The organism is Caulobacter sp. HMWF025 (assembly GCF_003060965.1).
In the GTDB taxonomy this organism is placed as follows: Bacteria; Pseudomonadota; Alphaproteobacteria; order Caulobacterales; family Caulobacteraceae; genus Caulobacter.
The window spans coordinates 21,606-45,477 of the sequence record NZ_QAII01000068.1 but is presented as its reverse complement, the minus strand read 5'-3'; the positions used below and the strand labels follow the sequence as shown (position 1 = coordinate 45,477).

33 protein-coding genes, 1 other RNA gene and 1 pseudogene are annotated in these 23,872 nt (G+C 66.4%); 28 read left to right on the top strand and 7 right to left on the bottom strand.

Features of this window, described 5'->3' with window-relative positions:
- From DBR10_RS08640 to DBR10_RS08610, 7 genes are all read right to left on the bottom strand, one after another.
- The coding region (locus DBR10_RS08640; protein ID WP_108556263.1) for a UDP-N-acetylmuramoyl-L-alanyl-D-glutamate--2,6-diaminopimelate ligase at positions 1 to 1,048 on the bottom strand (1,048 nt) is incomplete at its 3' end.
- Positions 1,045 to 2,820: a peptidoglycan D,D-transpeptidase FtsI family protein gene (locus DBR10_RS08635; protein WP_108506312.1), complete on the bottom strand. Its 1,776-nt coding sequence runs from the start codon at positions 2,818 to 2,820 to the stop codon at positions 1,045 to 1,047. The genes DBR10_RS08635 and DBR10_RS08640, both read right to left, overlap by 4 nt.
- Positions 2,817 to 3,260 carry a cell division protein FtsL gene (gene ftsL, locus DBR10_RS08630; protein ID WP_108506313.1) on the bottom strand — a complete coding sequence of 148 codons (444 nt, stop codon included), beginning with the start codon at positions 3,258 to 3,260 and terminating at the stop codon, positions 2,817 to 2,819. The genes DBR10_RS08635 and ftsL overlap by 4 nt, the downstream gene beginning before the upstream one ends.
- Positions 3,257 to 4,192, bottom strand: a complete 936-nt coding sequence (rsmH, locus tag DBR10_RS08625; RefSeq protein ID WP_108506314.1) for a 16S rRNA (cytosine(1402)-N(4))-methyltransferase RsmH — start codon at positions 4,190 to 4,192, stop codon at positions 3,257 to 3,259. The genes ftsL and rsmH overlap by 4 nt, the downstream gene beginning before the upstream one ends.
- Positions 4,189 to 4,656, bottom strand: coding sequence for a division/cell wall cluster transcriptional repressor MraZ (locus DBR10_RS08620; protein WP_108489259.1), 468 nt, complete (start codon positions 4,654 to 4,656; stop codon positions 4,189 to 4,191). The genes rsmH and DBR10_RS08620 overlap by 4 nt, the downstream gene beginning before the upstream one ends.
- Before the next feature lie 288 nt (positions 4,657 to 4,944).
- Positions 4,945 to 5,326: RNase P RNA component class A (gene rnpB / locus DBR10_RS08615), an RNA gene on the bottom strand.
- A 100-nt stretch (positions 5,327 to 5,426) separates the two neighbouring features.
- Complete coding sequence (locus DBR10_RS08610; protein ID WP_108506315.1) at positions 5,427 to 6,347, bottom strand: LysR substrate-binding domain-containing protein; 921 nt, start codon at positions 6,345 to 6,347, stop codon at positions 5,427 to 5,429.
- Between the two features lie 87 nt (positions 6,348 to 6,434).
- Between DBR10_RS08610 and DBR10_RS08605 the strand changes: the two genes are divergently transcribed.
- The 28 genes and pseudogenes from DBR10_RS08605 (at position 6,435) to rplO (ending at position 23,817) form a co-directional block, all read left to right on the top strand.
- Positions 6,435 to 6,860: a DUF4267 domain-containing protein gene (locus DBR10_RS08605; RefSeq protein ID WP_108490296.1), complete on the top strand. Its 426-nt coding sequence runs from the start codon at positions 6,435 to 6,437 to the stop codon at positions 6,858 to 6,860.
- Complete coding sequence (locus DBR10_RS08600) at positions 6,857 to 7,792, top strand: alpha/beta fold hydrolase (RefSeq protein ID WP_108506316.1); 936 nt, start codon at positions 6,857 to 6,859, stop codon at positions 7,790 to 7,792. Before DBR10_RS08605 ends, DBR10_RS08600 begins: the two co-directional genes overlap by 4 nt.
- 570 nt (positions 7,793 to 8,362) lie before the next feature.
- Entirely contained in the window at positions 8,363 to 9,178 is an 816-nt protein-coding gene (fdhD, locus tag DBR10_RS08595) for a formate dehydrogenase accessory sulfurtransferase FdhD (protein ID WP_108504254.1), read from the top strand.
- Complete coding sequence (locus DBR10_RS08590; RefSeq protein ID WP_108504255.1) at positions 9,178 to 11,472, top strand: FdhF/YdeP family oxidoreductase; 2,295 nt, start codon at positions 9,178 to 9,180, stop codon at positions 11,470 to 11,472. Before fdhD ends, DBR10_RS08590 begins: the two co-directional genes overlap by 1 nt.
- 42 nt (positions 11,473 to 11,514) lie before the next feature.
- Positions 11,515 to 12,672 carry a GNAT family N-acetyltransferase gene (locus DBR10_RS08585; protein ID WP_108556262.1) on the top strand — a complete coding sequence of 386 codons (1,158 nt, stop codon included), beginning with the start codon at positions 11,515 to 11,517 and terminating at the stop codon, positions 12,670 to 12,672.
- A 122-nt stretch (positions 12,673 to 12,794) separates the two neighbouring features.
- The gene (locus DBR10_RS08580; RefSeq protein WP_108556261.1) at positions 12,795 to 13,634 is read left to right on the top strand and encodes a GIN domain-containing protein; all 840 of its coding nucleotides are present in this window, start codon (positions 12,795 to 12,797) and stop codon (positions 13,632 to 13,634) included.
- Between the two features lie 458 nt (positions 13,635 to 14,092).
- A pseudogene (locus tag DBR10_RS08575) lies at positions 14,093 to 14,275 on the top strand (hypothetical protein).
- 13 nt (positions 14,276 to 14,288) lie between these two features.
- Positions 14,289 to 14,597, top strand: coding sequence for a 30S ribosomal protein S10 (gene rpsJ, locus DBR10_RS08570; protein WP_004616952.1), 309 nt, complete (start codon positions 14,289 to 14,291; stop codon positions 14,595 to 14,597).
- 15 nt (positions 14,598 to 14,612) lie between these two features.
- Positions 14,613 to 15,371 (top strand): 50S ribosomal protein L3, encoded by a 759-nt coding sequence (gene rplC, locus DBR10_RS08565; RefSeq protein WP_108504470.1) that lies wholly within the window; start codon positions 14,613 to 14,615, stop codon positions 15,369 to 15,371.
- Entirely contained in the window at positions 15,371 to 16,009 is a 639-nt protein-coding gene (rplD, locus tag DBR10_RS08560) for a 50S ribosomal protein L4 (protein ID WP_108504469.1), read from the top strand. Before rplC ends, rplD begins: the two co-directional genes overlap by 1 nt.
- The gene (locus tag DBR10_RS08555) at positions 16,009 to 16,305 is read left to right on the top strand and encodes a 50S ribosomal protein L23 (RefSeq protein ID WP_108504468.1); all 297 of its coding nucleotides are present in this window, start codon (positions 16,009 to 16,011) and stop codon (positions 16,303 to 16,305) included. Before rplD ends, DBR10_RS08555 begins: the two co-directional genes overlap by 1 nt.
- 3 nt (positions 16,306 to 16,308) lie before the next feature.
- Complete coding sequence (rplB, locus tag DBR10_RS08550; RefSeq protein WP_108504467.1) at positions 16,309 to 17,148, top strand: 50S ribosomal protein L2; 840 nt, start codon at positions 16,309 to 16,311, stop codon at positions 17,146 to 17,148.
- Between the two features lie 3 nt (positions 17,149 to 17,151).
- The gene (gene rpsS / locus DBR10_RS08545) at positions 17,152 to 17,430 is read left to right on the top strand and encodes a 30S ribosomal protein S19 (RefSeq protein ID WP_108490225.1); all 279 of its coding nucleotides are present in this window, start codon (positions 17,152 to 17,154) and stop codon (positions 17,428 to 17,430) included.
- Positions 17,431 to 17,433: 3 nt separating this feature from the next.
- A complete protein-coding gene (gene rplV, locus DBR10_RS08540) occupies positions 17,434 to 17,814 on the top strand; it encodes a 50S ribosomal protein L22 (RefSeq protein ID WP_012285670.1) in 381 nt (126 codons plus the stop codon).
- A complete protein-coding gene (gene rpsC, locus DBR10_RS08535; protein WP_108490226.1) occupies positions 17,814 to 18,563 on the top strand; it encodes a 30S ribosomal protein S3 in 750 nt (249 codons plus the stop codon). The genes rplV and rpsC overlap by 1 nt, the downstream gene beginning before the upstream one ends.
- Positions 18,564 to 18,575: 12 nt before the next feature.
- A complete protein-coding gene (gene rplP / locus DBR10_RS08530) occupies positions 18,576 to 19,016 on the top strand; it encodes a 50S ribosomal protein L16 (protein WP_035049360.1) in 441 nt (146 codons plus the stop codon).
- Complete coding sequence (gene rpmC, locus DBR10_RS08525) at positions 19,013 to 19,207, top strand: 50S ribosomal protein L29 (RefSeq protein WP_035049361.1); 195 nt, start codon at positions 19,013 to 19,015, stop codon at positions 19,205 to 19,207. Before rplP ends, rpmC begins: the two co-directional genes overlap by 4 nt.
- A gap of 10 nt (positions 19,208 to 19,217) precedes the next feature.
- On the top strand, positions 19,218 to 19,457 hold the full coding sequence (rpsQ, locus tag DBR10_RS08520) for a 30S ribosomal protein S17 (RefSeq protein WP_108489902.1): 240 nt from the start codon (positions 19,218 to 19,220) through the stop codon (positions 19,455 to 19,457).
- Positions 19,458 to 19,475: 18 nt separating this feature from the next.
- The gene (gene rplN, locus DBR10_RS08515) at positions 19,476 to 19,844 is read left to right on the top strand and encodes a 50S ribosomal protein L14 (protein WP_007662742.1); all 369 of its coding nucleotides are present in this window, start codon (positions 19,476 to 19,478) and stop codon (positions 19,842 to 19,844) included.
- Positions 19,844 to 20,158 carry a 50S ribosomal protein L24 gene (gene rplX, locus DBR10_RS08510; protein WP_108489903.1) on the top strand — a complete coding sequence of 105 codons (315 nt, stop codon included), beginning with the start codon at positions 19,844 to 19,846 and terminating at the stop codon, positions 20,156 to 20,158. Before rplN ends, rplX begins: the two co-directional genes overlap by 1 nt.
- Complete coding sequence (gene rplE, locus DBR10_RS08505) at positions 20,151 to 20,708, top strand: 50S ribosomal protein L5 (protein WP_108489904.1); 558 nt, start codon at positions 20,151 to 20,153, stop codon at positions 20,706 to 20,708. Before rplX ends, rplE begins: the two co-directional genes overlap by 8 nt.
- 21 nt (positions 20,709 to 20,729) lie before the next feature.
- On the top strand, positions 20,730 to 21,035 hold the full coding sequence (rpsN, locus tag DBR10_RS08500) for a 30S ribosomal protein S14 (RefSeq protein WP_108505877.1): 306 nt from the start codon (positions 20,730 to 20,732) through the stop codon (positions 21,033 to 21,035).
- 10 nt (positions 21,036 to 21,045) lie between these two features.
- Positions 21,046 to 21,444: a 30S ribosomal protein S8 gene (gene rpsH / locus DBR10_RS08495; RefSeq protein WP_007662733.1), complete on the top strand. Its 399-nt coding sequence runs from the start codon at positions 21,046 to 21,048 to the stop codon at positions 21,442 to 21,444.
- 18 nt (positions 21,445 to 21,462) lie between these two features.
- Positions 21,463 to 21,996, top strand: a complete 534-nt coding sequence (gene rplF, locus DBR10_RS08490) for a 50S ribosomal protein L6 (protein ID WP_108505878.1) — start codon at positions 21,463 to 21,465, stop codon at positions 21,994 to 21,996.
- Positions 21,997 to 21,999: 3 nt separating this feature from the next.
- A complete protein-coding gene (rplR, locus tag DBR10_RS08485; RefSeq protein WP_108505879.1) occupies positions 22,000 to 22,356 on the top strand; it encodes a 50S ribosomal protein L18 in 357 nt (118 codons plus the stop codon).
- Positions 22,357 to 22,366: 10 nt separating this feature from the next.
- Positions 22,367 to 22,972 (top strand): 30S ribosomal protein S5, encoded by a 606-nt coding sequence (gene rpsE / locus DBR10_RS08480; RefSeq protein WP_062145554.1) that lies wholly within the window; start codon positions 22,367 to 22,369, stop codon positions 22,970 to 22,972.
- Between the two features lie 3 nt (positions 22,973 to 22,975).
- Positions 22,976 to 23,161, top strand: coding sequence for a 50S ribosomal protein L30 (rpmD, locus tag DBR10_RS08475; protein WP_108505880.1), 186 nt, complete (start codon positions 22,976 to 22,978; stop codon positions 23,159 to 23,161).
- A gap of 170 nt (positions 23,162 to 23,331) precedes the next feature.
- Positions 23,332 to 23,817 (top strand): 50S ribosomal protein L15, encoded by a 486-nt coding sequence (gene rplO, locus DBR10_RS08470; RefSeq protein ID WP_108505881.1) that lies wholly within the window; start codon positions 23,332 to 23,334, stop codon positions 23,815 to 23,817.
- The last annotated feature ends 55 nt before the right edge of the window (positions 23,818 to 23,872 follow it).

Sequence of the window (23,872 nt, the reverse complement as noted above, 5' to 3'; positions counted from 1 at the left end):
AGTCGACATAGGCCTCGCCGCCCCTGGCCCCGCGCCCCACCCGCTGCAGGCGTCCGGCCGCGCCTTCGAGGGACTCCAGGGCCTTCAGAACGGCGGCGGGGGCCTCGCCGGTGGCGATGCACAGACCGGCCGCGACCAGCACATTGCTGGCCTGGAAGGCTCCAGCCAGCGGCAGGGCGATCTCATGGGTCTCGCCGGCGACCTCGACCACCAGGGTCTGCCCCTGCGGGGTCGGGGTGCGGCTGAGCAGACGCAGACCCTGCCCGGCCTCGCCGACCGAGACGACGCTCTGGCCCGAGGAGACGGCCGCGGCGGCAAAGACCGGGAAGGCTTCGCTGTCGGCGTTCAGCACCGCCGTGGTGCCCATCGGCAGCAGGTCCTCGAACAGCCGCAGCTTGGCCTGGCGGTAGCTCTCCATCGAGCCGTGATAGTCGAGGTGATCCTGGGTGAAGTTGGTGAAGCCGGCGGCCTTCAGGGTCACGCCGTCCAGCCGACGCTGATCGACGCCGTGCGACGAAGCCTCGACCGCCAGGTGGGTGACGCCCTCGGCGGCCAGGCGGGCCATCATCTCGGCGACGTCCGCCGCGTCGGGCGTGGTCAGGCCCGGCGGGGTCAGTTGCCGGTCGGGCTGGCTCGCCTCGCTGACCACCACGCCCAGCGTGCCCATGCTGGCAGCCTTGTGGCCCAGGGTCGCATAGATCTGGCGGCAGAAGCCGGCCACAGACGTCTTGCCGTTGGTGCCGGTCACCGCGATGCAGGTGGCGGGCTGGGTGCTCCAGAAGGTGGCCGAGGCCAGGGCATAGGCCCGGCGCGGATCCTCGACCTTCACGGTCGGGACGGAGAAGCTGTCCATGCCGACCGGGCCCAGTACGGCGGCGGCCCCGGCAGCGATGGCGCCCGGCGCAAAGGCGGCTCCGTCCACCTTGGTGCCCGGCAGGGCGGCAAACAGGGTCCCGGCCGCGACCTTGCGGCTGTCGGCCGTGACGCCGGTGATGACCGGGTCGACCTCGACCGGCCGGTTCAGAATCTCGGAAAGGCGCTTGCTCATAGTCCCGCTCCGGGGGCGGCCTTCGGCTGGCTGGCCAGCACGACGGCATCGGTCTTGCGTTGGACGCCCAGGAAGGGCGCGATACGGGCGATCACGTGGCCGGCCGCCGGCGCGGCCACCCATCCGCCGGTGGAAAACCCGAAGGTCCGGGCATTGCCCTTGGGCTCATCCAGCAGGATCAGGACGAAGTAGCGGTCGGCCTCGATCGGGCCGTCGGTCGGGAACACCGCCGCGAAGGACGAGACCTGCCGCTGGTGGTTGTAGCCCCGGATTGCGGGGTCGTACTTCTCGCCGGTGCCGGTCTTGCCCCCGACGGAATAGCCCGGAACATCGGCCTTGCCGCCGCTGCCGATCGGATCGGCGACATTGGCCCGCATGATCTTCAGCATCTCGCGCGAGGTTTCCTCGGTCAGCACGCGCGGTCCTTCGGGCCGCACGCCGTCCGGGCGCTTGAGGATGGTCAGGGGCGGCCGGGTGCCGCCGTTCAGCAGCGCTCCCATCGCCTCGGACAGGGCCAGCGGCGAGACGTTCATCCCGTGCCCGAACGAGGTCGAGGCCACGGCATCCTCGTTCCAGACCTTGGGTGTCAGGGGACGGGCGGACTCGCGCAGCTCCACCTCGGCGGGCCGGGTCAGGCCCAGGGCGCCGAAATACTGGCTGAGCCGCTTGACCCCGACCGCCTCGGCCAGCTTGGCGGTGCCGATGTTCGACGAGTGCTGGAAGACCTGGACGAGGTTCAGGATCGCCTTGGCCGCGTGATAGTCATGAATGGTCCGGTAGCCGAGCTTGTAGGGCTCGCGGGCATCGAAGGTCGAGTTGGGCGTCGCCACCCCGGTGTCGAGCCCGATGGCGACCGTGAAGGCCTTGAAGGTCGAGCCCATCTCAAAGACCGAGGCGGCCGCGCGGTTCAGCTTCTGGTCGTCGGTGGCGGTTCCGGCCTTGTTGGGATCGAAATCGGGATAGCTGGCCATGCCGAGGATCTCGCCGGTATGGACATTGGTCACCACCCCCACGGCACCCCGGGGCTGGAACTCGATCGCCGCCTTGCGCAGCTCGTCCTCGAGCGCGGCCTGGATACGGACATCGATGGACAAGGTCGTCGGCGTCCCGGCCCGGCCACCGGGAATGCCGGCGGCGCTGCGGATCGGCTTGTCGAGGGCCCACTCGGCCCCGGCCAGACCCTTGCCACCGCTGTCGACAAAGCCGACCAGGTGAGCAGCCGTCGCGCCGAGGGGATACATCCGCCGCCCCTGGGCTTCGAACGAAACCCCCGGCAGGCCCAGATCAAAGATCGCGTCGCGCTGCTCCGGCGTCAGGCCGTCCAGCAGAAAGGTCCGCTTGTCGCCGAACACCACCTTGTCGAGACGCTTGGCCGGCACCTCGGGCAGGGCCCGGCCCAGAACCCGCCGGGTCTCGGCCTTGTCCCAGACTTCGCGGGGATCGACATAAAGGGCGTAGTGGGTGAGATCGACGGCCAGCAGGCGGCCGTCACGATCCACCAGATCGCCGCGTGCGCCTTCGGTCGAGGCCAGGTAGCCGTTGCCCTGCCCGGCGTCAGAGAACAGGGCCGAATGGCCGGCCCCGATCGCCAGACCCAGGAAGCAGACGCCGAACACGGCCATGATCACGAAGATCCGGATCCGGGTATCGTCCTCCGGCTTGGCCGCCGCCCGCGAGCGCTCGAAGGCGTGCTCCAGCCGCCAGACCCGCTCGATCAGCCAGCGCCAGGCGCCCGGCTGGAAGCCGTTCGGGCCGAGATTGGCCAGGCTCATCGCGCCGCCCCCGGCACGGCGGGCGCAGCCGGTACGGCGTCCTCGGGGACAGCCTCGGGCGCGTCAGTGGCCAGGGCCCCCGGCGCGACATCGGTGGCCTGGGCGACCGGCTTGGGCTGGATCTGGTGGCGGGCCACGTCCACCAGCATGTCCTCGGTGATCTCACGCTCGGCCGGGATCGGCACCAGACCGACCGCCAGGGCCAGGGACTCGATCCGGCGCGGCTGCTCCAGATGGGCCACCTCGGCCAGCAGGAGGCGCTTCTGGGCCTTTTCGTCTTCAATCTCGCGTTCGATGCCGGCGATCTCGTTACGCTCGCGCCCGGCGACGGTCTTGGCCAGATAGACGCCGGTCACCAGGGTCAGCAGAACCCCGCCACCGACGACCTCAACCACCCGGAAGCCGCGAATCCGCTTGTTGAACAGGTCCGACAGGCTCATGCTGGTGCCCCCCAGACCGGGGCCGTCGTCCGGATGGCGGCGCGCAGTTTCGACGAGCGGGCCCGCGGATTGACCGCCAGTTCGGCCTCGCCCGGCGCGATGGCCTTGTTGGCGATCAGCTCATAGCTGGACGGCGCGCCGGCCGGCGCCTGCGGCAGGTGGCGCGAGCCGCCCGGGGTGCGTCCGGCCCGCTCGGCCAGATAGGTTTTGACGATGCGGTCCTCCAGCGAGTGGAAGGTCACCACCGCCAGGCGCCCGCCCGGCTTGAGGATCCGCTCGGCGGCGGCGAGCCCGGCCTCCAGTTCGGCCAGCTCTTCATTGACCGCGATGCGCAGGCCCTGGAACGAGCGGGTGGCCGGATGCACCTTGGCCCCCTTGCGGCCACCCAGGGCGCGCTCGATGACATGGGCCAGATCCAGCGTGCGTTCGAACGGCCGCTCCTCGCGACGCCGCACGATGAAGCTGGCGATGCGGCGCGAGGCATGCTCCTCGCCATAGACATAAAGAATCCGGGCCAGCTCGGTGTGGTCCAGCTCATTGACCAGGTCGGCGGCGGTCGGCCCGGTGTCGCTCATCCGCATGTCCAGCGGACCGTCGCGCATGAACGAAAAGCCGCGCTCGGCCTCGTCCAGCTGCATGGACGAGACGCCGATATCCAGCACCACGCCGTCCACCGACTGCGGCGCGAAGTGCTCGGCCATCTGCGAGAAGCGGTCCTGGATCAGGCGGAAGCGGTCGGCCGGCAGGTCCTCGGCAAAGCGGCGCACGGTCGGATCGCGGTCGAAGCCGACCACCGAGGCTCCGGTCGCCAGGATGGCGCGGGTATAGCCGCCCGCCCCGAAGGTGCCGTCGATCATCGTCTCGCCCGGCCTGGGGGCCAGGGCCTCGACCACCTCGGCCAGCAGGACGGAAATGTGGGCGGCCTCGCTCATGCCCCACCCGCCAGCCGCGCGGCCCGTTGCGAAACCCGCATGGCCGCCAGCCCTTCCCGGGCCACGTCACGCTGGGCGGCGCGGTGGGCCTGGAAAGCCTCCCGCGACCAGATCTGAAAACGCTCACCCATACCGACGACAGTCACCCAATCACTCAGGCCGAACATGTCGCACAGGTGATCGGGCAGGGTAATGCGACCAGCTGTATCAAATGACAGCCTGGCCATGCCGCCCAGCACGCTGGTCTCCAGCGCCGTGCGCACCGGATCGCCGAACTCCAGCTCCTCGATCACGCCCAGATAACGGTCGAACAGGGCCTTGCCGCCGCCTTCGAGGCAGTCGGACTCGATTGAGGGAAAGCAGAACACGCCGTCAAAGGGGCCCGAGATCGCCGCGCGGAAGTCCTGCGGCACAACGATGCGCCGCTTGCTGTCCACCTGCTTCTCGAACGTCGAGAGAAACACCCCGCCTACCCCTTGAGACCGTCACCGGGCGGCCAATTCCACGCTCCGGCGACGAAACTGGGTTAACATGGGATGAATTGGGAGACAATGACACCGAAGGCCATTTTGCCGTGAAAACAAAGATGTCGCACCGGTTCGTGACTTGAATGCACAAACGATCAACAGAACATACACAGAACTGTTAAGTGTTGGGGCGACTCCAGCCCATGGCCGGCCAAGGGTTCGGCGTTCAGGAACGGGGATTTGGGGGAACCGTCCCCTCCCCGTCGCCATGAGGACGGGGAGAGACGGACCAGACGGTCTATAAGCCGGGTTCTGTGCCACGCCTTACGGCGCGCGACGATCATTCCTCTGGACCGCCCATTGCTGGACGGTTCTCGCGACCTACCCGGACCCTCTCAGCCAGTGACGGCCTATCCGACGCGAGGCCGGCGCGGGGTCCCTATTCGGTCTTGCTCCAGGCGGGGCTTGCCATGCCGTCCCTGTCGCCAGGTCCGCGGTGGGCTCTTACCCCACCCTTTCACCCTTCCCGCCCCGTAGGGAGGAGGTTTGCTTTCTGTGGCGCTATCCCTGGGATCGCTCCCGGTGGGCGTTACCCACCGCCTTGTCACCGTGGAGCCCGGACTTTCCTCGACCCTCTTGCGAGGACCGCGACCGCCCGACCGTCTGGTCCGGGACGGTGTTTGACGGCGGACGGGGCGCAGGTCAACGTTTCATCTGTTCTGCGGGGTCAGACCAGGGCTCACCGGCTGACGCCGGAAGACGCCCCCTCACCGCAGCCGCTCGCGCTCCAGCCGTCGCAGCCGGGCGACATCGGCCTGCATGTTCTGGATCAGCCATTGCATGAAGGCCTGGATGGTGGCGTCGGCGCGATCGGCCTTGCGGCAGACGACGAAATAGGCCCCCGCATCCACCGGGGGATGCTGCAGGGGCGCGACCAGCTGGCTGGCGTTGGGCGCATCGAGCACCAGCGGCAATAGGCCCAGGAGCACGCCGCGCCCCTGGGCTGCGGCGTCAATTGCTGAGGGAACATTGTCAAAGGTCAGGGTGCGCGCCGGCTTCAGGCCTGGGCACCCGACCCCCGCAAACCATTCGGGCCAGCCCGCCCGGCCGACGCTCAGATCGATCAGGGTGGCCCGGGCCAGGTCCTCCGGCGCGCGCACGGTCTCGGCCACCTTCGGCACGCAGAGGGGCGTCGCTCGCAGGTCCAGCAGCTTGTGCCCGAACAGTCCCGGGGTTACGGCCGCCACATTGCGTATGGCGACATCGGCTTCGCCCTTCTCGAGATCCACGACCCGCGCCTCGGTGTCGATCGACAGGGACAGGTCCGGATGCAGCGCCTCAAAGCGCGCCAGACGGGGCACCAGCCAGGCATTGGTGAACAGGGGCAGGGCCGCGATCCGCAGCCCCGTCGAGTCGGACTGCCGCTTGGCCTGTCCGAGTGCCGTGTCGATGTCGAAGAAGGCCTGCGACAACCGCGCGCTCAGCGTCTCGCCGAGCGGCGTCAGCCGAACCTGCCGGACCTGGCGCAGAAACAGGGGCGCACCGACCCAGGCTTCGACGGCCCGCACCTGGTGGCTGACCGCCGAGGGCGTCAGGCCCAGTTCCAGACCCGCATCGCGAAAGCTCTGCCGCTGCGCCGCCACGGCGAAGATGCGCAGGGCGGCAAAGCTGGGGGCGTCGCGCTTCATAGGTGAAGTTTATTCACCTATGTGGACAGAAACTCAAGCGTCCAGGCCGTCGATGGCCCGCTAGTCTCCCTGTCCAGAGGAGACATCATGACCCTGACCCCAACCCCATCCAGCCAGCCCGTCCTGCGGACCTTCGGCTTCTGGCTCTCCGTTCCGCTGGCGCTCCTGCAGGCGGTGAATGTGGTACGCGCCCTGTCCGATCCAACCGGCTTTGCCACCTACTACGGCGTGCCGGTCAGTGGCGCCGACGCTGTGGCCTGGGTGCAGGTCTATGCCCTGCGCACCGCTTTCGTCGCGGCGCTGGTGGCGATCTTCCTGGTCCGGCGGGATCTGCGAGCCCTGTTCTGGACCGCGGCCGCGGCGCTCATCCTGCCGCTCGGCGATGCCTGGCTGACCCACCAGACCGGCGCCGCGCACGCCATCGTGGCGCGCCACCTGGCGATCGAGGCCTATCTGGCCCTGACCTGCGTGGCGCTGTTCATCGCCAGCCGCAATGCGCCGCGTGCGGCATGACCGGGAGCCTCAATCGTCTGGCCACGCGCCTCGATACGGCGGGAGCCGCCGACCGCATGCGCCGGCATCGTGAAGGCTGGCCGGCCAGCGCCTCGGTAGGCGTCAGTTTCTTCCAGTCGCCCAAGGTGCAGTATCGCTATCGCGAAGCCGGCAAGGGCGAAACGATCGTCTTCAGCGTCGATCCGCCGATGACGCTGGAAGTCTATGACGCACTGATCACGACCTTTGCGCAGCGTTTCCGGGTGATTGCCTTTGAACTTCCGGCGATGGGCTTCTCGGCCGCTGCAGAAGACTATCGCTTCGGCTTTCACGAAACCCATGATGACCTGGCGATCTTCCTGAGGGCCGTCGCCGGGCCCGGGGCCATCCTCGCGTTCTCCTGTGTCGCCGGCCATGCCGCTCTCGACATAGCGGCACGCTATCCCGAGCTCGTCTCTCGCCTGACCCTGTTGCAGGCCGGCGATGTCGCGGCATTCAAGGCCTGGAAAGACGCGCGCGACCCCAAGGGCATCCTGGCCAAGCCGGTCCTGGGCCATATTGCGATGCGTCGCATGGCCCCCAGGCGCATGCCGGCCTGGTACGCGCTTTCGGTGGGCAGGCCGGAAATGATCGGCGAGCTTTGCCGGTGTGCCGAGCGGTCATTCCGACACGGTGCCCAATGGTCTCTGGCCAGCGCCTACCAGTGCTACATGGACCCCGACGTTGAGCTGCCATGCCCGCACCAGCCCCTGCTGTCGATCTGGGGCGCTGCCGATCGTTCGCACCCCGCCGGCAACGCGCATTCCATCCGGCGCCTGCGGCTGGATGCAGTGTGCGAGACCTTTGACGATCTGGGCCACACGCCCGAGCTTGAAGATCCGGTCCGCGTCTTCTCAGCGATCACACGCTTTTGCAACGCGAACCCGGCTATCCCCACTCCCGCACGGGGATAGCTGCCCTCCGCCCCAGCCAATTCAACGCCCTGAGCCCCGCACCCAGCGTGACGGTCGAAAACCTGTCCGCCCCCGCCGGACCGGCCCCATACTTCGCCTCGTCCCGTCCCTGGGGAGGCCGTCCAGCTGGCGACCTGACGGGGGGCGGGAGTGGTCGAGCGGGTCGTGCTCGTCGGTAGGTCTTGGATGACCGCCGCTCGCAAAGGATCTCCACCGGGCTCCCTGAAAAACCGGGACGAAGGCGAGAAACCCGCGAGGGTCCCGATGAGCACTCCAGGCGCGGGCTGAAATCGCCCGCGCGGTCCGGAAGGGTCGCTGCCCTTCCGCCCGTCGGGGGCCTCTGTCGGGAGCGGGTTAAAACCCCGCGCCCCGAAGGCTCACCGGAAAATCGGTCACGCGGAGCGCTCCGGCCCCGGCCGAAACGGTTCCCTCTACCCCTTCCTCCGGGCCTGGCCCGGACGCTCCGCCGCCTCCCCACACCCGCCGGCGCAAAACCGGCGAGGACGCGATGCCGTGCGCAACCCGCATTTGTCGTGACGATGCGTCGCGCGGCGCGTTAGACTCAACATCATGCCCAGCCCTTCCGTCACCCGCCGCGCCGCCGTCCAGTGGCGCGCCGATACCGAGAGCCAGTCCATTGACCGCGCCGTGCCCGACGAGGTCGCGGTGGGGCTGTCGTTCAACGGCCGGCCCCATACGGTATTGATGGCGACGCCGGCCGATATCGAGGATCTGGCGCGAGGCTTTACCCTGACCGAGGCCATCGCCGGGGCGGCCGATATCCTGGCGGTCGAGGTCACCGAGGCGGAACTGGGCCTGCTGGCCGACGTGCGGCTGGCCCCGGCGGCGGTGCCGCGCAAGGCCCGGCCGCGAACCCTTGAGGGTCGGTCCAGCTGCGGCCTGTGCGGCGTCCAGCGCCTGGCCGACGCCGTCCGGCCGCTGCCGCGCGTCGGCGAGGGCCGGGCGCTGACCCATCAGGCGATCCAGCGGGCCCTCGACGCCCTCGGCGAGACCCAGGCCCTCGGCCGGCTGACCCGGGCCACCCATGCGGCCGCCTTCGCCGATGGGGAGGGGCGCATCCTGCTGTCCCGCGAGGATGTCGGCCGCCACAACGCCCTGGACAAGCTGGCCGGGGCGATGGCCGCGAGCGGCCTCGACGTCGACAGCGGCTTTGTGCTGGTGACCAGCCGCTGCTCGTTCGAGATGATCGAAAAGACCGTCCGCATCGGTTGCCCGGTCCTGGTGGCGGTCTCAGCCCCCACCGACCTGGCGATCCGCAAGGCCGAGGAGGCGGGCCTGACCCTGGTGGCCCTGGCCCGGGCTGACGGCCATACCGTGTTCACCCGCGCCGACCGTCTGGTCGAGGCCGCGATGGAGACCGCCTGATGTCGGACGCAAGGATTCCGGGTGTTCGCCGTTACGACGGCCCGGCCGGCGGCTGGGGCGCGCTGAAGGCCGTCGCCGGGGCCCTGGGCGATCAGGCCACGGTGATCGAGGGCGGCCGTACCCTGCTGTCTGCCAACCAGCCCGAAGGCTTCGACTGCCCCGGCTGCGCCTGGCCCGACCCCAAACATACCAGCTCGTTCGAGTTCTGCGAGAACGGGGCCAAGGCGGTGGCCTGGGAGGCGACCAGCAAGCGGGCCACGCCCGAGGTTTTCGAGCGTCATACGGTCAGCGAGCTGCTGACCTGGAGCGACCACCAGATCGAGGACCTCGGCCGGCTGACCGAGCCCATGGCCTATGACGCGGCCAGCGACCGCTATCGGCCGGTGAGCTGGGACGAGGCCTTTGCCCGCACGGGGCAGGCACTCAAGGCCCTGAACAGTCCGGATGAGGCCGAGTTCTATGCCTCCGGCCGGGCCTCGAACGAGGCGGCGTTCCTGTATCAGCTACTGGGCCGGCGGTTCGGGACCAACAACTTCCCGGACTGCTCCAACATGTGCCACGAGCCGACCAGTGTCGGCCTGCCGGACTCGATCGGCATGGGCAAGGGCTCGGTGACGCTTGAGGACTTCGACCACGCCGACCTGATCCTGTGCTTTGGCCACAATCCCGGCACCAACCATCCGCGGATGATGACCACCCTGCGCGAGGCCTCCCGGCGCGGCGCGACGATCCTGGCCTTCAATCCGCTGCGCGAGCGGTCGCTGGAAAAGTTTGCCTCGCCACAGGATCCGCTGGAGATGGCGACCCTGTCCTCGACCCTGATCGCCTCGGCCTATTACCAGGTGACCCTCGGCGGTGATGCCATGCTGGTGCAGGGCATGATGAAGGCGGTGCTGGCCCTGCAGGCCGTGGATCGCGACTTCATTAAAGAGCACACCCATGGCTTCGAGGCCCTGGCCGAGGCGCTCGACGCCGTGAGCTGGGACGCGATCGAGACGGGCTCTGGCCTGTCGCGCGACCAGATCGAAGAGGCGGCCGCTGTCTATGCCCGCTCGAAGGCGACCATCCTCTGCTACGGCATGGGCCTGACCCAGCACCGGGACTCGTCCGGGACGGTGCAGCAGCTGGTCAATCTGCTGCTGCTGAAGGGCAATATCGGTCGGCCGGGGGCGGGGATCTGTCCGCTGCGCGGCCACTCCAATGTCCAGGGCGCGCGGACCGTGGGCGTGGCCGAAAAGCCGTCGGCGGCGCTGCTGGATTCGCTGCGCGACGTCTTCGGCTTCGAGCCGCCGCGGGAGCATGGCCACACCGTGGTCGAGGCCATCGAGGCGATGGAGCGGGGCGAGGCGAAGGTGTTCCTCGGGCTCGGCGGCAATTTTGCCGTTGCCGCGCCCGATCCGGTCCGGACCTTCGCCGCCCTGCGCCGGCTCGAGTTTGCTGTCCACATCGCCACCAAGCCCAACCGCACCCATCTGCTGGTCGGCAAGGAGAGCCTGCTGCTGCCCTGCCTGGGCCGGACCGAGATCGACATCCAGGCCGGCGGCCGTCAGGCCGTGACCGTGGAAGACTCCATGTCGATGGTTCACGCCTCAAAGGGCCTGAACCCGCCGGCCTCCGAGCATCTGAAATCCGAGCCCGCCATCGTTGCGGGCATCGCTCGGGCTACTTTGGGCGATGACCCACTGATCGACTGGTCCGGCCTGGTGGGCGACTATGACTGCATTCGCGACCTGATCGCCCGGACGTTTCCCGGGGCATTCGACAACTATAATGAGCGCATCCGCGTTCCGGGCGGCTTCCGCCTGCCGGTGCCGCCGTCGGAGCGCGTCTGGAAGACCGCCTCGGGCAAGGCCAACTTCCTGGTTCATGCGCCCAGCGGCGATGATCCCCGGCGCGGTGACCCGACCGTGCTGCTCCTGACCACCCTGCGCAGCCACGACCAGTATAACACCACGATCTACGGCCAGGACGACCGCTATCGCGGGGTGTTCGGGCGGCGCGACGTCGTGTTCGCCAATCCGCAGGACATGGCCGAACGGGGCCTCGCGTCCGGCGACCGGATCGATCTCGCTGCGGCGCATGACGCCGGCGGGCAGAGGATCGTGCGCGGCTTTACCCTGGTCGCCCGGGAGATCCCGCGTGGCTGCCTGGCGGCCTACTATCCAGAGACCAATATCCTGATCGACCTTGAGGATCGCGATACCCGCAGCGGGACGCCGGCTTACAAGTCGGTTCCCGTTCGCCTGGCGGCTCACGCGCCGGACCAGGCCTCGCCCGGCGAAAGCGGATATTAGGAAACCGCGTCTAGACTCCCGGCCGATTGCGGGGGTTTCAGCTTGAGCCACGACGTAACCATCGAGACGCTCAGGGTCTCTGACCTCGGCGCGCCAGAACGCGCCCGCTGGGATAGCCTGCGTCGCGCCAATCCGGCCCTGGGCAGTCCCTATTTCGACCTTCGCTATATAGACGTTGCCGGGGCGGTTGCGCCGGGGGCGCGTATCGCCATCCTGCGCCGCGACGGCCAGATCGTCGGCTTCCTGCCGCATCAGCGTCGCGGGGGGCTGCTGCAGCCGCTCGGGGCACCGATGAGCGACTTCCATGGTCTGATCGCCGAGGTTGGGGCGGGGCTGGACCTCAGCGCCCTTCTTCGCCAGATCGGGGCCGAACGGGCGCGGGTTCGCGGTCTGATCGGTGAGGGGCAGGGCGATGGCGCCGGGACCGGCCTTTCGCTCCGCCATGCCATGGCGTCGGATCTCTCTGCGGGGTTCGAAGCCTATGCGGCAGGCCGCAATGCGAGCTTCCTGAAGGACAAGCGCCGTCGCCGCCGGGCGCTGGAGCGCGACCACGGGCCGGTCATATTCAGCTTCGAGCGCCCAGATCCAGAGCGGCTGGACAGGATCATCGAGGACAAGCGCCGTCAGCTGCACCGCACGCACCAGTACGACATCTTCGCCTGTGGCTGGACGGGAGCCTTGCTCCATCGGCTCGCGGAGTCGACCGACCCTGATTTCGGCCTCAGGCTGGCGACCCTGACGGCCGGAGATGTCGTGGTGGCGGCTGAACTGGGCCTGACCAGCGGGGATCGTCACCATCTCTGGTTCCCGACCTACAACACAAGTTATGCTCGCTATTCGCCGGGCAGCCTGATGACCCTGGACACGCTTCGCATGGCGGCCGAGCAGGGGATCAGGCGCGTGGACTTTGGTCCCAGCGAGGAGGCCTACAAGCGCGACTTCGCTGATCCGGCCGAGCCGGTCTTCGAGGGTCTGATCCATGCACGGCCCGATCAGGTCAGCGGGCTCGACCGGTTGCCGGGCCTCAATCGCCTGTCGCGCCGGTTCGACCGCATCGTCGCCTGCGAACCGGGACTGATGGGACAGGTTCGCGGGACCTCGGCCTTCGTGACGGCCATGGGGAGACGCCATCCCCGCCTGGGTGCCGGACTCGGCCTGACCCTTGGCCTGGGCCTCAGCCTGTCCGCTCTCGCCGACTGAGGCGCGATCCCGGCCCCTGGGCCGAATTATGACATCGCGCTCATGACCTCGAATTAAGTCGTCGCGCCCGGTCGCCGCCGCTAGCTTCCCCTCATCAACGCGATCCGACAGGGGAAAAATCGATGCGCGCACTTCTTGTTCTGGCTGCCGGTGCGGCTGCCCTGGGCTCTGCCGGCACGGCTGCTGCGGCGCCTTCGGTCAAGATCAAGGACGCCGTGGCCCGCGTCGTCGTGATCCCTGAGGCCCGCAATGACATCAAGGTGGAGTTCATCACAACCAATGCCAGCCTGCCCCTGACGGTTCGCCAGGTCGGGTCCGAAACCATCGTCGACGGCGACCTGCGGATGAACCGCATCCAGAGCTGCGACTCCCTGATGGGCAAGGCGTCCATCCGGGTGCGGGGCGTCGGCCAGGTGAAGTGGGAAGACATCCCGCAGATCGTCATCCGCACGCCGCTGTCGGCCGAGGTCGCCGCCGGCGGCGCGGTGTTCGGCAGCGTCGGGCGCAGCGAGCGGCTGGAGCTCGCCAATGCCGGCTGCGGGGACTGGACGGTGGCCAACGTCAAGGGAAAGCTGGAGGTCTCCCAGGCCGGATCCGGCGATACGAATGCCGGAACCGCGGGTGAAGCCGAGATCAGCATCGCCGGATCGGGAAGTGTCAGGACCAACGCCATCGCCGGCAGGCTCGAGGTCAGCATTGCCGGATCAGGCGATGCGAGCGCCGCGAGCGTCGCGGGCGACGCCGAAATCAATATCGCGGGCTCGGGTGACGTTGCGATCGCCGGTGGCCGGGGGCGTGCCCTGGAGATCAACATCATGGGATCCGGCAACGTGACGCACGATGGCGAGGTCGGTGACGTCGAGGTCTCGGTTGCGGGCTCCGGCGATGTCCGGGTGGCGCGTGCGACCGGCGCGGTCAGCAAGCACGTGGCTGGCTCGGGCGACGTTGATATCGGCCACTGAAGCCATTGAACGGCAGGCTGAAGGCCCCGGACCTAGTGTTCCGGGGCCTTTTTCTATCGCGGCAGAGCGATCCCGGCGCTCCCACAGCCTGCTGAGTGCCATCTACCGGTCTGGTCTCATGCCAGGTCTGGGGCAGGGGAGCGGGCCTGCTGCCGTCCTGGACCCGGAATTGGCCCGGGGGCGGCCAGCGGCAAACCGCCACGCCAGGGCAGGCAAACCCTCAACCGAGCGCATGCGCCGTTAAACCTTCTACGCCGTCCGCAGAGGAGGCCGGGGGCATGCCCACATTCCGGTGTTCTCCAGAGCTGTTTTCTCCCGACAAGCCTTGCGCCGGTCGGGCGCGAACTCTATCGAGAGGGGGCTTCCCGAGTCGCGCTGCCCAGCAGCAAGAAACGGTCAGCACAGCGCTTGACGAAACCGGATTCGGAACGTACAAGCGCGCCTCTGTTGGACCGGCTGTGAGCTCTCGGGCTCAAACGCGGTTCGCGAGACGCCCGGAAAGCGCGCCATCTGGTGCAATATCTGGTCATCACCCCGACAGGAAACTGTTGGGGCAATTTGTTTTGCGGACGCTGCGTACGAGCTCTTCGGAGTTCGAGTTGGTCTTTGAAATGGTTCGAGACGCGGGCGCAGCCCACTAGGAAACCGAGCGATATGGATCGTCAGAACATCCGCATCCGGCTCAAGGCCTTCGATCACCGCGTGCTGGATCATTCCACGCGCGAGATCGTCAATACGGCCAAGCGCACGGGTGCGACGGTACGGGGCCCGATCCCCCTGCCCACGCTTATCGAGAAATTCACCGTCAACCGTTCGCCGCACGTCGACAAGAAGTCGCGCGAGCAGTTCGAGATCCGTACGCACAAGCGCGTTCTCGACATCGTTGACCCGACTCCGCAGACCGTGGACGCGCTGATGAAGCTCGACCTGTCGGCCGGCGTTGACGTCGAAATCAAGCTGTAAGGAGGGCCGAATCTTATGACTCTCCCCGCTCAACGCACCGGCGTTCTCGCCAAGAAGCTGGGTATGACCCGCTTCTTCGACGAAGCCGGTCAGCACGTTCCGGTCACCGTCCTTTCGCTCGACGGCTGCCAGGTTACGGCTCAGCGCACCGTCGACAAGGACGGCTACACAGCTCTGCAACTTGGCGCTGGCGCCAAGAAGCCGAAGAACACCCCCAATGCCATGCGCGGCCACTTCGCCAAGGCCTCGGTCGAGCCCAAGCGGATCGTTGCCGAGTTCCGCGTCGAGGAAGCTGCCCTGATCGAAGTCGGCGCCGAGTTCACGGCCGACCACTTCGTCCCGGGTCAGAAGGTCGACATCCAGGGTGTCACCGTCGGTAAGGGTTTTGCCGGCGCCATGAAGCGCTGGAACTTCGCCGGTCTGCGCGCCACCCACGGTGTCTCGGTCTCGCACCGCTCGCACGGTTCGACCGGTAACCGCCAGGATCCGGGTCGCACGTTCCCGGGCAAGAAGATGGCCGGTCACCTGGGTCAGGAAACTGTCACCACGCTGAACGTCACCGTCTGGAAGGTCGATGTCGAACGCGGCCTGATCCTGATCAAGGGTGCCGTCCCGGGTCACGAAGGCTCGTACGTCAAGGTTCGCGACGCGATCAAGAAGGCCGCTCCGGCCGACCTGCCGCGTCCGGGCGCCTTCCGCAAGGCCGGTGAAGCTTCGGCTGTAACCCCCGCTGAGGAAGCCCCTGCGGCGACGACCGAAGAGGGCGAAGGCTAATGAAACTCGACGTCATCAATCTGGACGGCGGCAAGGCCGGTTCCGTGGACCTCGACGACGCCATCTTCGGCATCGACGACATCCGCGGCGACATCCTGCAGCGCGTCGTCACCTGGCAGCTGGCCAAGCGCCGCTCGGGCAACCACAAGATTCAGGTCCGCAACGAGGTCTCTCGTACGGGCAAGAAGATGTACAAGCAAAAGGGCACCGGTGGTGCTCGTCACGGCTCGCGTCGTGCTGCTCAGTTCGTCGGTGGTGCCAAGGCTCACGGCCCGGTCGTCCGCAGCCACGCTTTTGATCTTCCCAAGAAGATCCGGGCCATGGCTCTGCGTCACGCCCTGTCGTCGAAGGCCAAGGCCGGTTCGCTGGTCGTTCTCGACAGCGCCGTTCTGACCGATCCGAAGACGGCCGCCCTGCGCGCCAACTTCGAAAAGATGGGTCTGAAGAACGCCCTGGTCATCGCCGGTCCGGAAGTGGATGCGAACTTCAAGCTCGCCGCCCGCAACATTCCGAACGTGGACGTGCTGCCGAACGCCGGCCTGAACGTCTATGACGTGCTGCGTCGCCACACCCTGGTCCTGACGAAGGATGCGGTGGAAGCGATCTCGGCCCGTTTCGCTGAGAAGGAAGCCGCGTAATGGCCGCTACCGCCCGCCACTACGACACGATCCTGTCGCCGGTGATCACCGAGAAGGCCACCCTGCTCAGCGAGCAGAATAAGGTTGTCTTCCGCGTGGCCGCCGATGCGTCGAAGGACGAAATCGCCGCCGCAGTCGAAGAGCTGTTCAAGGTCAAGGTCACCAAGGTCAACACCATGGTCACCAAGGGCAAGACCAAGCGCTTCCGCGGCATCGTCGGACGTCGTTCCGACGTCAAGAAAGCTATCGTGACCCTGGCCGACGGCCAGTCGATCGATATCACGACGGGGCTCTAAACCATGGCCTTGAAGCAATTCAATCCGACCAGCCCTGGCCAGCGCGGCCTGGTGCTGATCGACCGCAGCGAGCTCCACAAGGGCCGCCCGGAAAAGAAGCTCGTTGAAGGTCTGACCAAGTCGGGCGGTCGCGGCGGCAATGGCCGTATCGCTGTCCGCTTCCGCGGCGGCGGCGCCAAGCGCCTCTACCGTCTGGTCGACTTCAAGCGCCGCAAGCAGGGCGTGGCCACGGTCGTTCGTCTCGAGTACGACCCCAACCGCACCGCCTTCATCGCCCTGATCAAGTATCAGGTCGACGGCGAACTGGCCTACATCCTGGCCCCGCAGCGCCTGAAGGCCGGCGACGAAGTCGTCACCGGCGAGAAGGTCGACGTGAAGCCGGGCAACGCCTCGCCGCTGCGCACCCTGCCGATCGGCACGATCATCCACAATGTCGAGCTGAAGCCCGCCAAGGGTGGCCAGATCGCCCGTTCGGCTGGTGCCTATGCCCAGCTGGTCGGTCGTGACGCCGGCTATGCCCAGATCCGCCTGAACTCGGGCGAACTGCGCATGGTGCTCGATACCTGCATGGCCACCGTCGGTGCCGTGTCCAATCCCGACCACATGAACGAAAACCTCGGCAAGGCCGGTCGTGTTCGTCACATGGGTCGTCGCCCCCACGTTCGCGGCGTCGCCATGAACCCGGTCGACCACCCCCACGGTGGTGGTGAAGGCCGGACCTCGGGCGGCCGCCATCCGGTGACCCCGGCCGGCAAGCCGACCAAGGGCGCCAAGACCCGCGTTAACAAGGCCACGGATAAGTTCATCATCCGTTCGCGCCACAAAGCGAAAAAGGGCCGCTAAGCCATGACCCGCTCCGTCTGGAAAGGCCCGTTTGTCGACGGGTACCTCCTGAAGAAGGCCGACGTCGCTCTGTCGTCGGGCCGCAAGGACGTCATCAAGACCTGGTCGCGTCGCTCGACGATCATGCCGCAATTTGTCGGCCTGACCTTCGGCGTCCACAACGGCCAGAAGCACGTCCCCGTGATCGTGTCGGAAGACATGGTCGGTATGAAGTTCGGGGAGTTCGCTCCCACCCGGAACTTCCCCGGCCACGCCGCCGACAAGAAGGCGAAGAGGAAGTAGGCCATGAGCCAAGCTAAACAACCTCGCCGCCTGCCGGCCAACGAAGCGATGTGCAAGGTCCGTACCTTGCGCACCAGCGCTCGCAAGCTGAACCTGGTCGCCCAGTCCATCCGTGGCCTGAACGTCCAGCGCGCTCTCAACGAGCTCGAGTTCAGCCACAAGCGCATCGCTCAGGACGTCCGCAAGGCGCTGTACTCGGCGATCTCCAACGCCGAGAACAACCACAACCTCGACATCGACTCGCTCGTCGTCGCCGAGGCCTATGTGGGCAAGAACCTGGTGATGAAGCGCTTCTCGCCGCGTGCTCGCGGTCGGGCCACGCGCGTTGAAAAGCCGTTCTCCGAGATCACCATCGTGGTCCGCGAACTGGGTGAGGCCGCCTGATGGGTCAGAAAGTCAATCCGATCGGGCTCCGGCTCGGCGTAAACCGCACCTGGGACAGCCGTTGGTTCGCCGACGGCGACCAGTACGGCAAGCTCCTGCACCAGGACCTCGCGGTCCGGGCGATGCTGAAGAAGCGCCTGTATCAAGCCGGCGTTTCGCGCATCATCATCGAGCGTCCGCACAAGAAGTGCCGTGTCACGATCTATGCCGCCCGTCCGGGTGTCATCATCGGCAAGAAGGGCGCTGACATCGACAAGCTCCGCAAGGACCTGTCGGCGATGACCGAAGGCGAGGTTCACCTGAACATCGTCGAGATCCGCAAGCCCGAAACCGACGCCCAGCTGGTGGCCGAGTCCATCGCCCAGCAGCTCGAGCGCCGTATCGCTTTCCGTCGTGCCATGAAGCGGTCGATCCAGTCGGCCGTCCGTCTCGGCGCCAAGGGTATCCGCATCAACGTGTCGGGCCGCCTCGGCGGCGCTGAAATCGCCCGGATGGAATGGTATCGCGAAGGTCGCGTGCCGCTCCACACCCTGCGCGCCGACATCGATTACGGTTTTGCGGAAGCCAAGACCACCTACGGCATCATCGGCGTGAAGACCTGGATCTTCAAAGGCGAAGTGCTGGAGCATGATCCGATGGCGCTCGACAAGCGTCTGGCCACTGAGTCCGGTCCTGCCGGCGAAGGTGGTGGACGTGAACGCGGCGATCGTCCCGACCGGGGCGACCGCGGCCGTCGCGATCGGGGCTAAGGATAGAGCGCTATGCTGTCACCGAAAAAAACCAAGTATCGCAAGCAGTTCAAGGGACGCATTCATGGCGTTTCCAAGGGCGGCACCCTGCTGAACTTCGGCTCCTACGGCCTCAAGGCTGTTGAGCCGGAACGCATCACCGCTCGTCAGATCGAAGCGGCTCGTCGGGCGATCACTCGCCAGATGAAGCGCCAAGGTCGCGTGTGGATCCGTATCTTCCCCGACGTGCCGGTCACCGGCAAGCCGGCCGAAGTCCGGATGGGTAAGGGCAAGGGCGCCGTGGACCACTGGGCCGCTCGCGTGGCTCCGGGCCGCATCATGTTCGAAATCGACGGCGTGCCGGACGATATCGCTCGCGAAGCCCTGCGCCTCGGCGCGGCCAAGCTGCCGATCCGTACCCGTGTCGTCACCCGCATCGACGCCGGTGCGGCTCTGGAGGCCGAAGCGGCATGACCAAGATTGCTGATATCCGGGGTATGACACCCGACCAACTCGCCGAGCAGCTGCTCAGCCTCAAGAAGGAGCAGTTCAACCTGCGCTTCCAGGCCGCGACCGGTCAGGTGGAAAAGACCCACCGCGTTGGCGAGATCCGCAAGGACATCGCCCGCATCAAGACCGTGCTGCGCGCCAAGGCCGCGGCTTAAGGAGAACGATATGCCCAAGCGTATCCTCGAAGGGGTTGTCGTCTCCGATAAGGGCGACAAGACCGTAGTGGTAAAGGTTGAACGGACCATCGTTCACCCGCTGCTCAAGAAGATCGTGCGCCGCTCCAAGCGGTACCACGCTCACGACGAGTCCAACGCGTACAAGACCGGTGAATCCATCAAGATCATCGAGTGCGCTCCGAAGTCCAAGCTGAAGACCTGGGAAGTTCTTCCCAAGGTTTCAGCTTAAGTCTGGAAGGTTTGAACCATGATCCAGATGCAAACTAACCTGGAAGTCGCCGACAACTCCGGCGCTCGCCGGGTCATGTGCATCAAGGTGCTGGGTGGCGCAGGTCGTCGCTACGCCAGCGTCGGTGACGTGATCGTCGTGTCCGTGAAGGAAGCCATTCCCCGCGGTCGCGTGAAGAAGGGTGACGTGCTTCGCGCCGTCGTCGTTCGTGTCAACCAAGGCATGAAGCGCAAGGACGGATCGCTGATCCGCTTTGACAAGAACGCCGCGGTCATCGTCAACAAGCAGAGCGAGCCGGTCGGCACGCGGATCTTCGGCCCGGTTCCCCGTGAACTGCGCGCCAAGAACCACATGAAGATCATCTCCCTCGCCCCCGAGGTGCTGTAATGGCTGCCAAGATCAAGAAGGGCGACCGCGTTGTCGTCCTGGCGGGCAAGGACAAGGGCAAGCAAGGCGCTGTGTCCCTGGTCCTCCCCAAGGAAAACCGCGTTGTCGTGGAAGGCGTGAACCTCGTTCAGCGTCACACCAAGGCGACGCAGGCCGATCCGCAAGGCGGCATCAAGAGCAAGGAAGCCGCGCTGCACGTCTCGAACGTCGCCATCGTGGACTCCAACGGCAAGCCCACCCGCGTCGGCTTCAAGATTGAAGGCGACAAGAAGGTGCGCGTGGCCAAGACCACGGGCGAGGTGATCAATGGTTGATCAAGCTTACGAGCCGCGGCTGAAATCCGAATATCGCGCGCGCATCCGCGCCGCGTTGAAGGAACAGTTCGGCTACACCAACGAGATGCAGATCCCCAAGCTGGACAAGATCGTCCTGAACATGGGTATCGGCGAAGCTGTGGCCGACTCCAAGAAGGCCCAGACCGCGCTGAAGGATCTGATGGCTATCGCTGGCCAGAAGCCGGTTGCCACCAAGGCCCGCAAGTCCATCGCCGGCTTCAAGCTGCGCGAAGGCATGGTGGTCGGTGCCAAGGTAACCCTCCGCAAGGACCGGATGTACGAGTTCCTCGACCGCCTGGTCACGATCGCGCTGCCGCGCGTGAAGGACTTCCGCGGCCTGAACGGCAAGAGCTTCGACGGCCGTGGCAACTATGCCATGGGCCTGAAGGAGCACCTGGTGTTCCCGGAAATCAACTATGACCAGATCGAACAGATCTGGGGCATGGACATCATCGTCTGCACCACTGCGAAGACCGACCAGGAAGCCAAGGCTCTCCTGAAGGAATTCCAGTTCCCGTTCACGAATTAAGAGCGGGCAGGGAAACACACCATGGCCAAGAAAAGTGCCGTCAACCGTAACGAGATGGTCAAGGCCCTCGTCAAGCAATTCGCCGACAAGCGCGCCGCGCTGAAGGCCATCGCCAATGACGACAGCCTGCCGCTCGAGGATCGCTTCGAAGCTCGTCTGAAGCTCGCGAAGCTCCCGCGTAACTCGTCCGCCGTTCGCATCCGTAACCGGTGCGAAATCACGGGCCGTCCGCGTGCCTACTATCGCAAGCTGAAGATGAGCCGGGTTGCGCTCCGCGAGCTCGGCTCGTCGGGCCAGATCCCCGGCCTCGTCAAATCGAGCTGGTGAGGACGATCATATGTCGATGAACGATCCCCTGAGCGACATGATCGCTCGCATCAAGAACGCCGCCACGCGCAAGCGCGCCAAGGTTGCGACGCCGGCTTCCAAGCTGCGCGCCCGCGTCCTGGACGTGCTGGCCGACGAAGGCTACATCCGCGGCTACTCGCTGGTCGAGAAGCCCGGTGCGTTCCCCGAATTCGAGATCGAGCTCAAGTATTTTGACGGTGAGCCCGTGATCGCCGAGATCAGCCGCGTGTCCAAGCCTGGCCGTCGCGTCTATTCGTCGATCAAGGACCTGAAGCCGATCAAGAACGGCCTGGGCATCTCGATCCTTTCGACGCCGAAGGGCGTCATGTCGGACTCCGCCGCACGCGACGCTAATGTCGGTGGCGAAGTCCTCTGCCGCGTCTACTAGGCGCGGGAGGGAAAGAGCATGTCACGTATCGGTAAGAAAGCCGTCGCGATCCCCTCGGGCGTCACCCTGACGCTCGACGGACAGACGGTGTCGGTGAAGGGCCCCAAGGGGCAACTCGCCTGGACGGTTCCGGAAGAAATCGAGATCAAGGTGGAAGGCGCTGAGCTGACCCTGGTCCCGCGGAACGAAAGCACGCGCGCCAAGTCGATGTGGGGTCTGTCCCGCACGCTGGTCGCCAACATGGTGCACGGCGTCACCACCGGCTTTGAGGAAACCCTCGAACTGGTGGGCGTGGGTTACCGCGCCGCGATGAAGGGCACTGCGCTCTCCATCCAGCTCGGTTTCTCGCACGACGTTGACGTTGAGGCTCCGGCCGGCGTCACCTTCGCGGTGCCCAAGCAGACCGAAATCAAGATCGCCGGCGCTGATAAGCAGGCGGTTGGCGAGATTGCCGCGAAGATCCGTCGCATCCGTCCGCCGGAGCCCTACAAGGGCAAGGGCGTGCGGTATGCTGGCGAGAAGGTTCGCCGCAAGGAAGGCAAGAAGAAGTAAGCCATGGCGCTCACACCTCGCGAATCCGCCGTGCGTCGTGCCCAACGCACCCGCACCCGCCTCAAGGCACTGTCCAACGGTCGTCCGCGTCTCACGGTCTTCCGTTCGTCCAAGAACATCTACGCTCAGGTCATCGATGATGAACGCGGCGTGACCCTGGCCTCGGCCTCCACCCTCGAGGGTGAAGGCAAGACCAAGGGCGCGGACAAGGACGCGGCCGCTCTGGTCGGCAAGCTCGTTGCCGAGCGCGCCATCGAAAAGGGCGTCAAGGACGTCGTCTTCGATCGCGGCGGCTACATCTTCCACGGACGGGTCAAAGCCCTGGCCGACGCCGCGCGCGAAGCCGGCCTGAACTTCTAGGGGAAACATCATGGCTCGTGGTGACCAACAGCGCGGTGAAGGCGGTCCTCGTCGTGACCGTCGCGACCGCAACGCCCCCGAAGAGCGGGTCGACAGCGACATCGTCGAAAAGCTCGTCCACATCAACCGCGTCGCCGCCACCGTTAAGGGCGGCCGTCGCTTCAGCTTCGCTGCTCTGATGGTCGTTGGCGACCAAAAGGGCCGCGTCGGCTTCGGTCATGGCAAGGCGCGTGAAGTGCCGGAAGCCATCCGCAAGGCGACCGAAGAAGCCAAGAAGACCATGGTTCGCGTTCCCCTCCGGGAATCGCGCACCCTGCACCACGACGGCTACGGCCGTTGGGGTGCCGGCAAGGTCATGATGCGCGCTGCCCCTCCCGGCACGGGCGTCATCGCCGGTGGTCCGATGCGTGCGGTTCTCGAAACCCTGGGCGTCCAGGACGTCGTGGCCAAGTCGACGGGTTCTTCGAACCCGTACAACATGGTTCGCGCCACGTTCGAGGCCCTGAAGGTTCAATCGTCGCCCCGCCAGATCGCCGCTAAGCGCGGCAAGAAGGTTGGCGACATTCTCGGCCGCCGCGCCGACGGAGCCTCGGCTCCGGACGCCATCGAGGGCTAAGTCATGGCTGAAGTGAAAACCATCAAGGTTCGCCAAACCGGCAGCCCGATCCGTCGCAAGAGCGACCAGCGCGATACGCTGGCCGGTTTGGGCCTGAACAAAATGGGCCGTGTCTCCGAGCTCGAGGATACCCCCTCGGTTCGCGGCATGATCCGCAAGGTCCAGCATCTGCTGGAAATCGTCGAGTAGGTCTGCTACGAGACGCCGAAATCGCCACCCCGGTGAAAGCCGGGGTGGTTTTCGTTTGTCGTCCCACGGTCCGGTTCAAGCCTTGAACAGGACCGGGAAGGGCAGGCGAAATCCATTTGAAAAGCCGAGTCTGGCCATCGCCAGGCGCAGATCTCCAAGGAGAGGCACATATGACCAAGCTGAATGAACTCGCCCCGTCGCCCGGTTCGACAAAGGGCCGTATGCGCGTTGGCCGTGGCCCGGGTTCGGGCAAGGGCAAGACCGCCGGTCGCGGTGTGAAGGGCCAGAAGGCACGCTCGGGCGTGGCCATCGCCGGCTTCGAAGGCGGCCAGATGCCGCTGCACATGCGTATGCCCAAGCGCGGGTTCAACAACCCCTTCCGACTGGACTTCGCCGAAGTGAACCTGTGGCGCCTCGAGCAGGCCGTTGAAGCCGGCAAGCTGAAGGCCGGTGCCGAGGTTTCGGTCGCTGACCTGATCGCTGCCGGCGTCATCCGTCGCGAACTCGACGGCGTGAAGCTGCTGGGCAAGGGCGAGATCAAGTCGGCCCTTAAGCTGACCGTCTATTCGGCGACCGACGCGGCCATCAAGGCCGTCGAAGCCGCCGGCGGTTCGGTGACCGTGACCAAGAAGGCCAAGGCTGAAGCCGAAGCCTAATCCATAGTAACTGTCATCCCGGCCAAGCGCTTAGCGCGCTAAGCCGGGACCGCGG

Bases quoted from the DNA above. Each gene is read 5' to 3' on its own strand.
- DBR10_RS08590 (WP_108504255.1), top strand. From the start codon at position 9,178: ATGTCGGACGCAAGGATTCCGGGTGTTCGCCGTTACGACGGCCCGGCC.
- rsmH (WP_108506314.1), bottom strand. From the start codon at position 4,192: ATGAGCGAGGCCGCCCACATTTCCGTCCTGCTGGCCGAGGTGGTCGAG.
- rpsN (WP_108505877.1), top strand. From the start codon at position 20,730: ATGGCCAAGAAAAGTGCCGTCAACCGTAACGAGATGGTCAAGGCCCTC.
- rpsC (WP_108490226.1), top strand. From the start codon at position 17,814: ATGGGTCAGAAAGTCAATCCGATCGGGCTCCGGCTCGGCGTAAACCGC.
- rplP (WP_035049360.1), top strand. From the start codon at position 18,576: ATGCTGTCACCGAAAAAAACCAAGTATCGCAAGCAGTTCAAGGGACGC.
- rplE (WP_108489904.1), top strand. From the start codon at position 20,151: ATGGTTGATCAAGCTTACGAGCCGCGGCTGAAATCCGAATATCGCGCG.
- DBR10_RS08555 (WP_108504468.1), top strand. From the start codon at position 16,009: ATGGCCGCTACCGCCCGCCACTACGACACGATCCTGTCGCCGGTGATC.
- DBR10_RS08605 (WP_108490296.1), top strand. From the start codon at position 6,435: ATGACCCTGACCCCAACCCCATCCAGCCAGCCCGTCCTGCGGACCTTC.
- rplO (WP_108505881.1), top strand. From the start codon at position 23,332: ATGACCAAGCTGAATGAACTCGCCCCGTCGCCCGGTTCGACAAAGGGC.
- DBR10_RS08580 (WP_108556261.1), top strand. From the start codon at position 12,795: ATGCGCGCACTTCTTGTTCTGGCTGCCGGTGCGGCTGCCCTGGGCTCT.
- DBR10_RS08610 (WP_108506315.1), bottom strand. From the start codon at position 6,347: ATGAAGCGCGACGCCCCCAGCTTTGCCGCCCTGCGCATCTTCGCCGTG.
- DBR10_RS08635 (WP_108506312.1), bottom strand. From the start codon at position 2,820: ATGAGCCTGGCCAATCTCGGCCCGAACGGCTTCCAGCCGGGCGCCTGG.
- rpsH (WP_007662733.1), top strand. From the start codon at position 21,046: ATGTCGATGAACGATCCCCTGAGCGACATGATCGCTCGCATCAAGAAC.
- rplC (WP_108504470.1), top strand. From the start codon at position 14,613: ATGACTCTCCCCGCTCAACGCACCGGCGTTCTCGCCAAGAAGCTGGGT.
- rpsS (WP_108490225.1), top strand. From the start codon at position 17,152: ATGACCCGCTCCGTCTGGAAAGGCCCGTTTGTCGACGGGTACCTCCTG.
- rpsJ (WP_004616952.1), top strand. From the start codon at position 14,289: ATGGATCGTCAGAACATCCGCATCCGGCTCAAGGCCTTCGATCACCGC.
- rpmC (WP_035049361.1), top strand. From the start codon at position 19,013: ATGACCAAGATTGCTGATATCCGGGGTATGACACCCGACCAACTCGCC.
- rplD (WP_108504469.1), top strand. From the start codon at position 15,371: ATGAAACTCGACGTCATCAATCTGGACGGCGGCAAGGCCGGTTCCGTG.
- rplX (WP_108489903.1), top strand. From the start codon at position 19,844: ATGGCTGCCAAGATCAAGAAGGGCGACCGCGTTGTCGTCCTGGCGGGC.
- rpsE (WP_062145554.1), top strand. From the start codon at position 22,367: ATGGCTCGTGGTGACCAACAGCGCGGTGAAGGCGGTCCTCGTCGTGAC.
- rplV (WP_012285670.1), top strand. From the start codon at position 17,434: ATGAGCCAAGCTAAACAACCTCGCCGCCTGCCGGCCAACGAAGCGATG.
- rpsQ (WP_108489902.1), top strand. From the start codon at position 19,218: ATGCCCAAGCGTATCCTCGAAGGGGTTGTCGTCTCCGATAAGGGCGAC.
- rplB (WP_108504467.1), top strand. From the start codon at position 16,309: ATGGCCTTGAAGCAATTCAATCCGACCAGCCCTGGCCAGCGCGGCCTG.
- DBR10_RS08600 (WP_108506316.1), top strand. From the start codon at position 6,857: ATGACCGGGAGCCTCAATCGTCTGGCCACGCGCCTCGATACGGCGGGA.
- ftsL (WP_108506313.1), bottom strand. From the start codon at position 3,260: ATGAGCCTGTCGGACCTGTTCAACAAGCGGATTCGCGGCTTCCGGGTG.
- rplN (WP_007662742.1), top strand. From the start codon at position 19,476: ATGATCCAGATGCAAACTAACCTGGAAGTCGCCGACAACTCCGGCGCT.
- rplR (WP_108505879.1), top strand. From the start codon at position 22,000: ATGGCGCTCACACCTCGCGAATCCGCCGTGCGTCGTGCCCAACGCACC.
- rplF (WP_108505878.1), top strand. From the start codon at position 21,463: ATGTCACGTATCGGTAAGAAAGCCGTCGCGATCCCCTCGGGCGTCACC.
- rpmD (WP_108505880.1), top strand. From the start codon at position 22,976: ATGGCTGAAGTGAAAACCATCAAGGTTCGCCAAACCGGCAGCCCGATC.
- fdhD (WP_108504254.1), top strand. From the start codon at position 8,363: ATGCCCAGCCCTTCCGTCACCCGCCGCGCCGCCGTCCAGTGGCGCGCC.